Below are 13647 nucleotides of genomic sequence, written 5' to 3'. Positions count from 1 at the left end.
TCGGTCACTCCTCGGCGAGATTATGCAGGGTCCACCATGTCACGGGCGAATTCACATCACCGTGATCATTGATCGCGGGCCTACCGTCAATCAACCTCGAGCCGTCGACCGAAATTACACGCTCGCCAACATCTAAGTTGTACCTAGTCCCGGCCGGCTTTGCCTCCTCATCCACGAAGCGAATTCCCTGCGGGGGATACCCGCCGAGGGCACCGTAGCGATCCGTGTCTCCCGCCGCGGCGGCGTTGAGCTCCGCAAAATTGTCTCCGCGGAGAGCGTGGTGGAAGACTTCGTGGAGCGGTTGGTCGAAGTTCGACCGCGTCGCGACAATCGGGCGCACGACTCGGTTCGGTACCTTCGCATAACCGGCTGCCTTCCCTAATCTGGCCACGTCTTGCGCGAAGCACCAGCGGTTGACTGCGGGCTGCAGGAGCAGGATACTCTGGATCGGGATATCGTCGAACACTGGAGAATGCGCCACCGCCGAAAGCATGACCCTCGCCCCAAACGAGTGCCCAATGAGATGGATGCGTATTCCTGTTTTACTAATCCGCGTGAGAAGCGGACCAACGCCTAGCTTGCCGACGTCGCCAGCACGGCTCTTCATCTTCCATACGCTCGCAATTCGAAGGAGCCCCCGGGGGTTAAGCGAGAACCCCCCCGCCGCATCCACGGAATCGTCAGATTGTTCGCTACCGCCGATAACGCCAATTTCTTCTTCATCGTCATCCTCAACGGCTTCCGCGCTGCCGTCCATTTCCTTCCACGCGTCGATCATGTTGTTTATGTCCGGCCGCTTGGACAGGCCGTCCTCATCTCCGGGCCACTTTGCCAGGATGATCGCCGCAACCTCGCGAGCATCAGCCTGGTTCAGGCTTTCAACCCCGTCGACCAATTCGAGCAGTTGCGCGCGCATCTCGGAATCCCACTCGTCCGTCACCTCGGAGATCATCGCCTCGATCTCACCGGGATCCCCACCATTGGCACTTGCAATGTCCGGGCCCTTCTCGGCCTGAAGCACGAACCACGTGGATGGCCAGACTATTCCTATCAACACCGGACGGTAGTCCTCCGGCATCTTCAGGTGAAGATCCGCGCGCTGGGCGATAAAGCCCTCCGCGAAGCGGGTGTAGTTTCGAAGTGCGTCCCCGTATGCGTTGTTCCACCCATGGGAGAATACGAAGACATCAGTCGCTGCGCGCGCGGCTTCGATAGCTAGATCCGCAGTCCGCGGGCTTTCGAGCCTTCCATCCTTTCCGAACCTCAAGAGATAAAGGTCGAGGGATATCCCGCGCCCAGCGGCAATTTGAACGACTGGACCAATCATTGTGTCTCGCTTTCGCGCTGCCAGAGGACCGGCTGCCAGAGGACCGGCCGCTAGGGGACTGCGGCCCCATCGTTGCGCTACCGATCAGGCGAACTCTTAGAGGAGGCCGCGCCCAATACACATCCAGTTCCCCAGAAGTTCTCATTGATCACTGAGACGGCCTATGGTTCACCTAAAATCACAACTAAGCATTTTTATGGTAGCTTCTAGTGTAGGATCGATTTGCCCGTCCCCCCCAATGCGAATTAAGACACCGCGGTGATTGGCCGCAGCCAGCAATGCCATCGAATAAATTGCATTGTATTGGGAGTGATCAGGCAAGAGCCTAAATTCATTATTGAGCGGGCCGATAGTTGCATCGTTATCAAGCGCGATAGCGACACCAACCCTGTCAACTCTAATTGCAATGATGAATCCGCTGAGTTTAGTAGCCATTTTGACATTCACTCCTTTTGACTTGATCCCCAAAGAGATTGTGATAATGAAGTTAGATGGCACCCTCGCGTGTAGGCATAGCCGGAGAGGTGCTCATGACATGTAGCACGGACTCGAGCCATTGTGGCGACGAAGCTTTTGGCTGCAGCATGACGTGCAGCACGGCGTCCATTCCGACGACAGGCCTAGTGGTCAAAATCTGCTTCACCGATGAGATAATACAATCGCGTGCTACAGCATGGCCTTTCGCGTTTGGATGCAGCGTTCCTTCAAAGTCACCCTGCTTCAAACAAGACTCTTCAGCGCCGATGAAATATGATTCTTTTCCACAGTACCCGTGGTTCTGAAAACCCTCCTCAATTCCGGAAATAAAAATCCAGCCCGATTCGTCCGCAAGCTTTCGAAGTGTACTGTTTAGGTTACGTCCAAGTACTCCCATGGCATTAGCTTCATCTCTGTCAAGATTGAAGCCGACTTCGCTGCCCAATATCCCACAGGGATTTCCATTTTTAAGTTCATCGAAAACCCCTACAGGATACTCGGTTACAAAAACCATTCGTGGATTTATCTCTCGCCTGATAGCTTCACGCAGGCGAGCAAAATCTTTTGGGAGCTCCGTTTCCACAATTCTTGTGGCTTTTGCGATCCTCGCAGTTCGTTTTTCTCCACTTTCATATAGAATCGCATCAGTTACTTGTGAACTAAATTGTAGGTCATTTATTCCTGCTGTTACGATGACTGCATCGACCTGCCGATCCCCAACGGTCTCTTTTGCCTCTTGAATCTGTCCTCGACTTCCAATCCAGCGGTCGAGATGTATGCGATCCGAGTCGGGGTTGAAAATTCGTTCGTCCAATACGCCGTGACGTAGGTCGGCACCCGATCGAGCGAAGTTGAGAAAAGTGATTCGCGTGGCTCCTGCCCCATCCTGGGCTTCCAGTTGGCGGGCCGCAAGCGAGACAGCGGATCGATATGATCGATGGGCGCTTGGTTCCTGCCAAGCAGCTGGTCTCGCGCTCTCGCCCCCGTCGCCCCATCCGAGCCATCCAACGACCTCTTCCGCGCCCTCTGATAGCGCATCCAGGACCACTCTTCCCGATCCTTGGATTTGGGAAAATGTCGACTGCACGTATCCGAGTGCGCTAGCGGCTCCCGAAGCCACCCCAGCTAGGGCCGTGCCAATCAGGGGAACGGCTTCGAGACCATCTTCTCCAAGTGAGGCAATTTTCCTAACTATCTCCCCTGCCTTTTCCCCGAATTTCTGTCGCACGATCGCAAGTGTGGTGGCTTTGCACATCACCTGCTCACTGTTGGACGCAATACGGGAGATATCAGGATTGCCTTCTCCTGACGCGAATGAATCGCCAACCGAAATAATCAGGAAGTCGCGAAGGTCGAAGTTTCGGGTAGTATTCGAGGTTTTATTACCTACAGTGCCCAGCAATAACGTGATTTCATAATTTCCAGGATGAGGTACGTTCAGCGTCACCCGTGGATGAATGTTTGGCGCATCGGATCTGGTCGAGGTGGTAAATGGTCCACCCCTTTCTCTTATTCTCCATTCCAACCAGAGGAGGTCTGGGGGAAAGGTCAGTTCTTCGCTCTGGGGGTTCTCCTGTGTTCCGGACGGCCACGCATGAAGGAGTAATTTCCACGAGTCAGGGTTCACGTATTCAGGGCGGTATCGATGTCTGCTTGAATCGTAACCATCAGCATCGGCAGGATGCCGCGAAGGGGTGGATATTGAGAACACAGCATCTCTTGCCATAACAATGTCCTTAGAAACCTTCATGATGTCAGTCTGAGGATCATCTAGATGTGTGAACTATCCTCCTGTTGACATGTGGGGTCAAGGATTCATGGGGGCGACGTCGATGGACGGCTTACGCTCACGGTCAACGCACTGGCAGACAGCCCGGGTTTCCCTCACGGACCCCAAATTCGCCACCGAGTGGGCGCCCAGAATCACACGCACCGGCGCACGAGCTGATCCTCCGGGAACCGAAGGGAATCCCGGGAGCATGTGATCCCCGCATCTAGCCTTGTCCGGCGGCTTTGACGAGAGGAGACTGGCCGTACGTTCATCCTTGACTACCGGCGGGGCAGTTGCAGGCCGAACGGGTGCTCTCCGGTTGGGGCCAGCGGCTCCTTAGCACGTGGGCGGGGAAGTCATGAGCGAACCGATTTACGGGAATGAATTCGTCGTCGTGAACGGCGACGCACTGGGGACACGGATTGTCATCCCACATGGCAAGGCCACGATTGGTAGTGAAGAAGGCGCTGGCATCCGGCTGGCTGCTCCCGGGGTGAGCCGCAGTCACGCCGAGGTGACATCGCTTGATGGGCGTACGATTCTTGCCGATCGGGCATCGCGCAACGGAAGCTGGGTCAACGGGCGCCCGGTCACTTCGCCCATGGAGCTGGCGGGCGGTGACCTGGTGCAGTTTGGTGAGGTCCGGCTACGCTTCCTGGCACGGAACGCCGATGGTGAATTCAAGCCGAGTGGACAGTTCTCGGCGGGATATACGTCAGGAGGACAGGGCTCCGCTGGTTCTTCCAAGAGATCTGTCAGGGGCGGGGAGGGCGGCGGGCAGAAGCCCGCCCTGCCAACCGTACGTCCTAAAGAACGTCTTGGAACAACACTGTTGTTCGCCACCGGCATTAACCTTATAGGTCTTCTCGGCAACACGTTGACGACGTTCCTGACACAGCTTACTCCAACCTGGGCGTGGTTCGTCACTCCCGTCGTAACCCTGGTGGTTGCGCTTGTGACAGAAACGATGGGCTATTACCGCAAAGGCGGCAATTTACAACCGACCAGTCGGCAGGACCACCCGCACCGCCCGCCGGCACCACGCAGGCCGCTGGCCGTCACCCTCCTGGTCACTTCGCTTCTCCTCGGCGGCGGTGGCTGGTTGGTCACCGCCGCGGTGAGCAACGCCGTCGGCTATTTTTCCGGAAACGAAGATGGCGTCCAGCGGTTGGAAAGCCAGGTGGTTACGGAGGTACAAGGAGTGAAAGTGACAGTCCTTGGCGTGAAGAGCACGCCTCACTACACGCGAGTGGAGATACGTGTAGACAACGGCACCAGCAGCCCGATAGCCCTTCACCTGTTCCACAACACCACACTCACCGCCCCGGATGGGACCACCTTCGAAGCCGATCCTTCCCGCAGCAGCTGGCAGCCCGAAATTCCTCCCGCGGGAGTCCGCAAGGGAACCATTAATTTCGAGAACCAACTGCCGCAAAGCGCAACGACTGTGTCTCTCAACTTCATTCACGTCTTCGTCATGGGCTTCGACGGACCAGGATCGATCACGGTTCCGGACATTCCGCTGAAGTCGTTGGCCGCCTCGCCCACGGGCAGCACCTCCAATCACCGATAACCTCCGATTACGTCCGCAGCCGTCGCGAATAAGTGCCCGACGGGCGGTTTATCCATAAGCGGACGGCTTTGAGTTCTGTCCTTCGGGCTCCACCCGCTCACAGGTGGATGACCCATCGAATGTGGGCGGTTATATCTGGGGTTGTCGCCATACCACTGTTCGGTTGCCACTACTCGAGCTGCAGAGGAGCCGGTGTTTGCCGTCCGTCAGACAACCTGATGGTATGCGCGAAGGATTGGCTATAGGGCCGCTTGTTCCCTGATCTGGTTGAGGGCGTCGGTGAAACCTTCGGAGCATCCGCTTGATCCGGCGACCCGGTCGACGGTGAGGTCGGCGATGTTCCGGCCGATCACGACGCCGGGTAGGGCTGCGGCGAAGCGTTGCTGGTAGCCGAGGGACGTTTCGTTCTCGGCAGGCGTGGTGGTTTCCACGGCGGTGATGGTGTTGTCGTCAATGGTGAGCGTGACGTCGTGGTGCGAGGGAGCTGACCCGTACCAGCCGGTTGCGGTGTACTCGCCGTCACGGAATTCTGTGGCGGCAGTAGCTGGTGGTGACGCCGAGGCGTCGGGAGCCCTTGGTGTTGGCTCGGCGGGTGATGTCGTGTCAGTGGTTTGGGTTGCGGGGGAGCAGGCGCTGACGCTCAGTGCGATGAGGACCGTACCTGCTCCGCGCAAGACCTTCTTCGACGGCATGTGTCGGTCTCCTGATAGGTAGGGGATGAGTCAGGGCTGTTGTGGTCAGGTGCTGGGAGAAAGGACGGGGCTTTGCCCACCCAGCACCTGACCGCAGCTCTAGAGCAGAGGCGGTGGCATTACCGCCGGCGTGCGGTGACGGCGAGCTCGGCGGCGCCGTAGCTGTTGTCGGCGGGGTTGATGGTCACTCCCGGCGGCACGATCTCGTCGATCCGGTCGAGGATGTCGCTGGTCAGAGTCGCGGAAGCGGCAGGCAATTGGGACTCGAGCTGTTCCATGGTGCGTGGCCCGACAATTGCCGACGTGACGCCCGGGTGCCGGATGACGAACGCGAGGGCCAGTTCGATCAGTGTCAGGTCCGCCTCGTCGGCCAGCGTGATCAGGTTCTCGACGGCGTCAAGTTTGCGCTGGTTCGCTGGGCTCGTCATATCGAACCGGGCGCTCGGGCGGGCACTGGAGGTGGGGGAGGAATCCTCGCCCTTTCGCCACCGACCCGAGAGCCATCCACCGGAGAGTGGGCTGTAGGTGAGGCTGCCCATGCCGTGCCGCTGGATCGTGGGAAGGACGTCCTCCTCGATGCCACGCACGAGAATCGAATACGGGGGCTGTTCGGTGACGAATCGCTGGAGGTTGCGTTCGCGGGCAGTCCACTGCGCCTCGACGATCTTGCTCGCCGAGTAGGACGACGAGCCGATGTAGCGGATCTTGCCCTGGTGGACGAGGTCGCTGAGCGCGCCGAGAGTTTCCTCGACGTCCATGTCGGGGCTGGGCCGGTGCACCTGGTACAGGTCGATGTGGTCGGTCTGCAGCCGGCGCAGGGACGCCTCGACCTCCTGCATGATCCATCGGCGGGATCCACCGCGGTGGTTGAGGTCCTCGCCCATGGGCATGAAGAACTTGGTGGCGAGCACGACGTCGTCGCGCCGGCCTTTCAGGGCCTTCCCGACGATGCGTTCGGATTCGCCCTCGGAATAGACGTCGGCGGTGTCGACGAAGTTGATGCCTGCGTCCAAAGCCCTGTGGATGATGCGGATCGAGTCCTCCTCGTCGGCGTTGCCCCAGGGACCGAACATCATCGTGCCCAGGCAGAGAGGGCTGACGGATACTCCGGTGCGTCCTAGCGTGCGGTACTCCATGATTGGTGCTCCTTATCTGGCAGGGGGAAAAGAGCGACTGATTCATGCTTCGGGGATGGGGAAACCGTAGGACTCGAGGGTGAGGGTCACCGGTTCGGGTCCGCGACGCACACCCTTGTCGAGCGCGCGGAGTCCTGCGATGTCATCGGTTGTGAGCTCGAAGTCGAAGATGTCGAAGTTCTCCGCGATGCGGTGCGGCTTCACGGACTTCGGGATCGCGGACCTGCCCTCCTGGACATGCCAGCGCAGCATGACCTGCGCTGGCGTTTTCCCGTGGGTTTCGGCGATGCCCACAATGGTGCGGTCCTCGAGGGTGCTGCCGCCCTCGCCCTCGTAGTAGAACGTGATGCCACCGATCGGGGACCAGGCCTGGCTGACAATCCCGTGCTCGGCTCCAAGGTTCTGCAGGTCCTGCTGCTGGAAGTAGGGGTGCAATTCGATCTGATTCACGGCCGGAACGATGTCGGCGACATTCAGCAGATGCTGAAGGTGCTCCGGCATGAAGTTGCTGACCCCGATCGCACGGACCCGCCCGTCGGCGTAGAGCTTCTCAAGGGCTTTGTATGCGGCGAGGGTCTTCCGGAACTCGGTGGGGAGCGGCTGGTGCAGGATGAACAGGTCCAGCTGGTCCACTCCGAGCTTGCCGGCCGACTTGTCGAAGGCGTGCAGCGTCTCCTCGTAGCCGTAGTCGCTGATCCAGACCTTCGTCTCGATGAACAGCTCGTCGCGGCCGAGACCGGACGCACAGATGGCTTCACCGACTTCGCGCTCATTTCCGTAAGCGGCAGCGGTGTCGATGTGGCGGTAGCCGACCTTCAGGGCTTCGGTGACGGCCGCGGCCGTCTCCTCGGGTGGTGACTGAAAGACACCGAAACCCAGGGCCGGGAGCTCGGTTCCGTTATTCAGGGTCAGTGATGAGATGCTCATGTCACTCGACGCTACGTGCGGCGCCGGGCGACAAACAGGCACTATCAGGTCCTGTCTCGGCAGTGCCCCCGTCGGCTTCCATAAAGGCAGAGCGGCAGACCATGAACACATACCGGTGTCGCGGCCGGCGATGTGATCGGGGTCGAACGTTCGGGGGAGGCGCATCTGCGCGGTCAGGGGTACTGGCAATACCGGGTTCAACGGGATCTTTCTGTCACCTGCTGATTCCTTCACGCTGTAGGTGAAGGACGCTCATCCCCGCGGCGTCGTGACTGCCTAGGAGTTGCTGTGCCCACCACCGACCCGGAATCCCTGAACCGGATTGTCCGTCGCCTGCATAACGATATGTGTGAGGCCATGATGGGCCAGGACAGCCACCAGCTCGGGGAGCTCCTGGCAGGGGACTACTCCCTGACGCACATGACCGGGTACCTCCAACCCAAGACCGAATGGCTGGACGACATCAGCACAGGGCAGATGCGCTACCACGACATCGTCACCGTGGAGCTCGATATCGACACCCCGGCGGACGACCAGAACGGAGCTCCTGTTCTGACGGCGCGCACCCTGACCGACGCCACTATCTGGGGTGGGCGGGGCACCTGGCGGCTGCAGCTGCGCAGCTGGTTCGAGCCCTCCGGCGACGACTGGGTGTTCTCCCGGACAGTTGCGTCCACATGGTGACCGTCCGCAGCCGCCACAACCACACCCTCAGATACAGGCCTGCAGGCAGGCATGAATCCGGACCCGAAGGAGCACCTGATGCACGGCCTTGAAATCGTCGTCCTGCTCGGCGTCGCGATCCTTGCCGGCGCCGTCCTGGCGCCACGGTTGCGCGTCGCGACGCCTCTGCTGCTGCTCGTGTTCGGCCTGATCCTCGGTTTCGAGCCGGAACTCCAGGAGATCGAGCTGCCCCCTGAGACGGTGCTGCTGATCTTCCTGCCGGTGATGCTGTTCTGGGAGAGCCTCACCACGTCGCTGCGCTCTGTCCGCCGGGACTTCCGGGGCATCGTGCTGATGAGCACGCTGATGGTCGTGGCCACCGCGTTCGGTGTCGCGGGTATCGCCCACCTGCTCGGTCTCCCGTGGAACGCGGCCCTCATCCTCGGCGCGGCCCTCGCCCCACCGGACGCCACAGCGGTCGCAGCCCTCGGCCGGATGCTCCCACACCGCAACTTCATGCTGCTCAAGGCCGAAAGCCTCACCAACGACGGCACCGCCCTGGTCCTGTACGGGATCGCGGTCGGCATCAGTGTCGGAGGAAGCTACACCCCGCTGGCCATCACGGGACTCGTGCTCCAGTCCTACGTCGGGGGAGCGGTAGCAGGCGCCGTCGTGGCGGGCATCGCCTATCTGGTGATGCGCCGACTCAACGATGCTCTCCTGACGAACGTCGCCCTGCTGATCACCCCGTTCGCTGCGTTCCTGGCCGCGGAGGTGATCCACGCCTCGGGGGTCCTCGCTGTCGTCGTCGCCGGTCTGATCGTCTCGTTCGCCTCGGCACGTGTGAGTACTGCGGCATCCCGGCGGCAGACCGAGTCGACGTGGCCACTGGGCTCATTCCTGCTCAATGGGGCGCTGTTCGTCCTCATTGGATTGCAGGTCCAGGCCGTCGCCCATGACATTGACGCCGGTGAGATCGGCAGGCTCCTGCTCACGACGGTCGCCGTGTGGCTGACCCTGCTCGTCGTCCGCTTCACCTTCCAGTCCCTCATGGTCGCGATCATCAGGGCCCTGGACCGTCGCCCCTCACAGCAGACCCGGCGAATGAGCTACCGGGCGCGCGTCGTCAGCGCCGTCGCAGGGTTCCGCGGGGCCGTGTCCCTGGCGATCGCCCTGTCCGTCCCACTAACTGCCGACAACGGGCAGGCTCTGCCCGGCCGTGAGGACATCGTGTTCATCACCGCAGGGGTGATCGTCCTGACTCTGCTCGTGCAGGGTCCGTTGTTGCCGAGGATCGTCCGCTGGGCTCACCTGCCGGCCGACACCTCGGAGGACGAGGTGCGGCTGACCGAAAAGGCGCTCAACGAAGCAGCCCTGTCCGTACTTCACGGGTTGCCTGATCTGTCCGAACAATCCGACCGCGTCCCTCAGGCGGGCCGGCACGACGACCGCCCCGGCGGCCCGAAGGACCGGCCAGTGCCTGCGGGCATGGTCAGCGCCGGCACGCGTGAGATGTTGTTGCGCGAGTACGAAACCCGCAGCCAGTTGTTTGAGGCCCGCCTCGACGAGACTGAGGAACAGGCGGAATCGGACGGCTACACCGAGGAGACACAGGTGCGCCTGCAGATCCTCGACCGCAAACGGCACGTCCTGCTCCAGCTACGCCGCGACGGTGCCATCGACGACTCAATCGCCCGCCAGTTCCAAACCCGCCTCGACGTCGAAGAGCAACGCCTCACAGGTGTGGACCCCGTGGACTAGCCCTGGTCGGTTCACCGTCGATGCCTTGGGAGGAGAACCATCCAGCAGGCAGCACGACATCCAGGAAAACTTCCAGCAGGGCGCCCAGTATGACAACCGGTCATGGCGTCCCGGGGGGGGGGGGGGAGGGGCACTGGGAGTACCTGTTACGACAGTGACTCCCACGCCCCTGGGAGCAGGACGTTCCATGGATATGGAACAGATTCATGCCCGGCTCCGGCGACACCATCCGTGAGCCGGGCTACTCCCCGAGAGCGAAGAGGATTTTGATGAAAGCGACCCTGATGTACGGTGCCGGCGACGTGCGCGTCGAGACCGTGAACGACCCGACCCTCCAGCAGCCCACCGACGCCATCGTGCGCGTTGTCCGCGCCTGCGTCTGCGGCTCGGATCTGCACCCGTACCACTCCATGCCCTCCTCCACCTCGGGGACCCCGATGGGGCACGAGATGATCGGCATCGTCGAGGAGACCGGGTCTGCCGTCTCCACGGTGAGGAAGGGCGACTTCGTCGTCGCCCCGTTCGCGTTCCAGGACAACACGTGCGTGTTCTGCCGTGAGGGCGTCCAGACCTCGTGCCTCCACGGCGGCTGGTACGGAAGCCAGGAGACCGGCGGCCTGCAGGCCGAACTGGCTCGCGTCCCGCAGGCCGACGGCAGCCTCGTCGCCGTCCCCGGCATCGACGAGACCAGCGACCTCCTGCCGTCCCTGCTCGCCTTATCGGATGTGTACCTGACCGGCTACCACGCAGCCCACATGGGCAGGGTCGAGGCCGGCAAGACCGTCACGGTCATCGGCGACGGCGCCGTCGGGCTCTCCGCCGTCCTCGCCGCAAAGCAGCTCGGCGCCGAACGCATCATCCTGATGGGCCGCCACCGCTCCCGCACCGACCTGGGTATCGAGTTCGGTGCCACCGACGTCGTCGCCGAGCGCGGCGACGAGGGCATCGCGAAGGTCATGGACCTCACCAACGGGGAGGGCAGCCACATCGTCCTCGAAGCCGTGGGACACATGCCCGCCTACCAGCAGGCCTACGGCATCGTCCGCCCCGGCGGCATCATCTCCCGCGTGGGTGTGCCCCAGTACGAGGAGGCGCCCATCGGCTTCGGATCGCTGTTCGGCAAGAACGCCACCCTCACCGGTGGTCCGGCCCCCGTCCGCGCCTACCTCGAGCCCGCCATCCAGCAGGTCCTGAACGGCGAGATCAACCCGGGCAAGGTCTTCGACCGGGCCGTCACCATCGACGACGTCCCTGCCGGATACAAGGCCATGGACGCCCGCGAAGCACTGAAAGTGATCGTCACCTTCTGATGTCCACACCCCAGCAGACCACCGGACAAACCGCGACAGAGCAGGCAGCTGTGGCACCCCGTCATACCGGGGCGATCCTCGCGATCATCCTGCTCAGCTACTTCATGATCCTGCTGGACAACTCGGTGATCTTCACCTCGCTGCCCAGCTTGGAAGCCGAGCTGCAGCTCAGTGCGGGTCAGCTGTCCTGGGTACAGGACGCCTACACCCTGGTGTTCGGTGGTCTGCTGCTGCTCGGCGCCCGGGCGGGAGACCTCCTCGGGCGCCGGGCTGTGTTCATCACCGGCCTGATCGTCTTCTCCGTCGCGTCCCTGCTCATCGGTCTCGCGCCGACGGGGGAGTGGATCATCGCCGCACGCGCCCTGCAGGGTATCGGTGCCGCGATTGTCGCCCCGTCGTCCCTGTCGCTGATCACAGCGACCTTCCCCGCCGGACCTGAACGCTCCCGTGCGGTCGCCCTCTACGGTGCGACGGCCGGCATCGGCGCGAGCCTCGGGCTCGTCGTCGGCGGTGCCTTCACCCAGTGGATCTCCTGGCGGGCGGGATTCTTCATCAACGTCCCCATCGGCCTGGCGATGATCCTCCTCGCACCACGCTTCCTGCCCGAGTTCACCCGGGCCCGGGGCCGGTTCGACGTCATCGGCGCCCTGACCGCAACCCTGGGCATCGGAGGCCTGGTCTTCGCGATGATCCACGCCGCCGAAGCAGGACTGACGTCCCCGCTGACGCTCATCTCCTTCGCGCTCGGGGTGCTGCTGCTGATCGGCCTGGTCATCAACGAGTCCCGGAACCCCCAACCGATCCTGCCGCTGCGCCTGTTCGCGAGCAAAGTCCGCACCGGCGGATATCTTGGCCGCATGCTCTACATGGGGGCGATGATCGGGTTCTTCTTCTTTACCACCCAGTACATGCAGAACGTGCTCGGCATGTCCCCGCTGCAGGCAGGAGCCGGGTTCCTGCCCATGACGGCCGTGAACTTCGCCGTCGCGATGCTCATCCCGCGCATCACCGGGCGTCTCGGACAGGCCGTGCCCCTCGTCGCCGGCGTGACCATCACCCTGGCCGGGATGATCTGGCTCAGCCAGCTCACGCCTGACACCGCCTACCTGTCCGGTGTCGCACTGCCCATGGTCCTCCTCGGTGTCGGTCAGGGACTGGTCTTCGCCCCGCTGACCTCCGCCGGCATCTTCGGTGTCGAGGAGAAGGACGCCGGGGCTGCCTCCGGCCTGGTGAATACTTTCCACCAGATCGGTTCATCTCTCGGACTGGCCATCCTCGTTCTCGCCTCCGCGTCCATCAGCGGCGGCAGCACCGGCGATAGTGCTGCCGGGAGTGCAGATGACCTCACCCGTGAAGTCTCCGCCGCCCTGGGTGCCGGCAGCGTCCTGCTGGCCCTCTGCCTGGTGATCTGCGTCGTCCTGATCCTGCCCGCGGACCGCCGCCGGGCACGCGCCGATAAAGCGGCGGCCGATGCCCCCGCCATCACCGAAATCAGCGAAGTCACTGATTACACGTCGAAAGGACAGCGCGCATGAGTACCGTGAAGCAGCCCAAGAACGCCACCGTGAAGGGACCCGAGGAGTGGTTCACCGGTGACGTGTACTTCAACGCCTACTACACCGGTCAGGCGCCCTCGCGTGCCCGGCTAAACCTCGTCCGGTTCACCCCCGGAGCCCATACCGCCTGGCACAAGCACGCCGTCGGGCAGACTCTGCACGTCACCGAGGGCCGGGGCTACGCGCAGTCCCGCGGCGAAGAGCTCATCGAACTGCACCCGGGCGACACCGTGTACACGCCGGCAGGGGAGTGGCACTGGCACGGCGCGACCGCGGACAACTTCATGTGCCACCTCGCCCTCTGGGAAGCACCCGCCGACAGCGGTGAACCCGAAACGGAGTGGGGCGACAAGCTCACCTCCGACCAATACCCATCCGGTACTGCTGACTAAGGCCACCGCCGGCTAAGATCGGTGGCCCCCGCGCAACAAGGCCCGCTCATCATGTCGATGAG

The 13647-nt window shown here is 62.2% G+C and carries 12 protein-coding genes; 6 read left to right on the top strand and 6 right to left on the bottom strand.

Annotated elements, in window-relative coordinates:
- Nucleotides 1-4 precede the first annotated feature (4 nt).
- The 3 genes from ACX80K_RS02545 to ACX80K_RS02535 all read right to left on the bottom strand — a co-directional run bounded on the left by ACX80K_RS02545 (nt 5) and on the right by ACX80K_RS02535 (nt 3554).
- Entirely contained in the window at nt 5-1327 is a 1323-nt protein-coding gene (locus ACX80K_RS02545) for a hypothetical protein (RefSeq protein WP_459270294.1), read from the bottom strand.
- Nucleotides 1328-1495: 168 nt separating this feature from the next.
- Nucleotides 1496-1762 (bottom strand): hypothetical protein, encoded by a 267-nt coding sequence (locus tag ACX80K_RS02540; RefSeq protein ID WP_459270293.1) that lies wholly within the window; start codon nt 1760-1762, stop codon nt 1496-1498.
- Nucleotides 1763-1814: 52 nt separating this feature from the next.
- Nucleotides 1815-3554: a GDSL-type esterase/lipase family protein gene (locus ACX80K_RS02535; protein ID WP_459270292.1), complete on the bottom strand. Its 1740-nt coding sequence runs from the start codon at nt 3552-3554 to the stop codon at nt 1815-1817.
- 379 nt (nt 3555-3933) lie between these two features.
- Here ACX80K_RS02535 and ACX80K_RS02530 point away from each other — a divergent pair, with 379 nt between their 5' ends.
- Nucleotides 3934-5148 carry an FHA domain-containing protein gene (locus tag ACX80K_RS02530; RefSeq protein ID WP_459270291.1) on the top strand — a complete coding sequence of 405 codons (1215 nt, stop codon included), beginning with the start codon at nt 3934-3936 and terminating at the stop codon, nt 5146-5148.
- Between the two features lie 239 nt (nt 5149-5387).
- On the opposite strand, the gene ACX80K_RS02525 is transcribed toward ACX80K_RS02530, so the two are convergent.
- The 3 genes from ACX80K_RS02525 to ACX80K_RS02515 form a co-directional block, all read right to left on the bottom strand.
- Nucleotides 5388-5840, bottom strand: a complete 453-nt coding sequence (locus ACX80K_RS02525) for a hypothetical protein (protein WP_459270290.1) — start codon at nt 5838-5840, stop codon at nt 5388-5390.
- A gap of 119 nt (nt 5841-5959) precedes the next feature.
- A complete protein-coding gene (locus ACX80K_RS02520) occupies nt 5960-6976 on the bottom strand; it encodes an aldo/keto reductase (protein ID WP_459270289.1) in 1017 nt (338 codons plus the stop codon).
- Nucleotides 6977-7018: 42 nt separating this feature from the next.
- Nucleotides 7019-7903, bottom strand: a complete 885-nt coding sequence (locus ACX80K_RS02515; protein WP_459270288.1) for an aldo/keto reductase — start codon at nt 7901-7903, stop codon at nt 7019-7021.
- A 288-nt stretch (nt 7904-8191) separates the two neighbouring features.
- Between ACX80K_RS02515 and ACX80K_RS02510 the strand changes: the two genes are divergently transcribed.
- The 5 genes from ACX80K_RS02510 (at nt 8192) to ACX80K_RS02490 (ending at nt 13585) form a co-directional block, all read left to right on the top strand.
- Entirely contained in the window at nt 8192-8587 is a 396-nt protein-coding gene (locus ACX80K_RS02510; protein WP_459270287.1) for a nuclear transport factor 2 family protein, read from the top strand.
- A 78-nt stretch (nt 8588-8665) separates the two neighbouring features.
- A complete protein-coding gene (locus tag ACX80K_RS02505; RefSeq protein ID WP_459270286.1) occupies nt 8666-10327 on the top strand; it encodes a Na+/H+ antiporter in 1662 nt (553 codons plus the stop codon).
- A gap of 269 nt (nt 10328-10596) precedes the next feature.
- Entirely contained in the window at nt 10597-11637 is a 1041-nt protein-coding gene (locus tag ACX80K_RS02500; protein ID WP_459270285.1) for a zinc-binding dehydrogenase, read from the top strand.
- A gap of 50 nt (nt 11638-11687) precedes the next feature.
- A complete protein-coding gene (locus ACX80K_RS02495; protein ID WP_459270284.1) occupies nt 11688-13172 on the top strand; it encodes an MFS transporter in 1485 nt (494 codons plus the stop codon).
- Nucleotides 13169-13585 (top strand): (R)-mandelonitrile lyase, encoded by a 417-nt coding sequence (locus ACX80K_RS02490; protein WP_459270283.1) that lies wholly within the window; start codon nt 13169-13171, stop codon nt 13583-13585. Before ACX80K_RS02495 ends, ACX80K_RS02490 begins: the two co-directional genes overlap by 4 nt.
- Nucleotides 13586-13647 lie beyond the last annotated feature (62 nt).

This window comes from Arthrobacter sorbitolis (assembly GCF_054510995.1).
Note: the sequence above shows the minus strand (reverse complement) of the source record. Positions and strands in the feature narration are given on the sequence as shown.

Excerpts from the sequence above, each read along its gene's own strand:
- ACX80K_RS02545 (WP_459270294.1), bottom strand. The coding sequence starts at position 1,327 with ATGATTGGTCCAGTCGTTCAAATTGCCGCTGGGCGCGGGATATCCCTC.
- ACX80K_RS02540 (WP_459270293.1), bottom strand. The coding sequence starts at position 1,762 with ATGGCTACTAAACTCAGCGGATTCATCATTGCAATTAGAGTTGACAGG.
- ACX80K_RS02535 (WP_459270292.1), bottom strand. The coding sequence starts at position 3,554 with ATGAAGGTTTCTAAGGACATTGTTATGGCAAGAGATGCTGTGTTCTCA.
- ACX80K_RS02530 (WP_459270291.1), top strand. The coding sequence starts at position 3,934 with ATGAGCGAACCGATTTACGGGAATGAATTCGTCGTCGTGAACGGCGAC.
- ACX80K_RS02525 (WP_459270290.1), bottom strand. The coding sequence starts at position 5,840 with ATGCCGTCGAAGAAGGTCTTGCGCGGAGCAGGTACGGTCCTCATCGCA.
- ACX80K_RS02520 (WP_459270289.1), bottom strand. The coding sequence starts at position 6,976 with ATGGAGTACCGCACGCTAGGACGCACCGGAGTATCCGTCAGCCCTCTC.
- ACX80K_RS02515 (WP_459270288.1), bottom strand. The coding sequence starts at position 7,903 with ATGAGCATCTCATCACTGACCCTGAATAACGGAACCGAGCTCCCGGCC.
- ACX80K_RS02505 (WP_459270286.1), top strand. The coding sequence starts at position 8,666 with ATGCACGGCCTTGAAATCGTCGTCCTGCTCGGCGTCGCGATCCTTGCC.
- ACX80K_RS02500 (WP_459270285.1), top strand. The coding sequence starts at position 10,597 with ATGAAAGCGACCCTGATGTACGGTGCCGGCGACGTGCGCGTCGAGACC.
- ACX80K_RS02490 (WP_459270283.1), top strand. The coding sequence starts at position 13,169 with ATGAGTACCGTGAAGCAGCCCAAGAACGCCACCGTGAAGGGACCCGAG.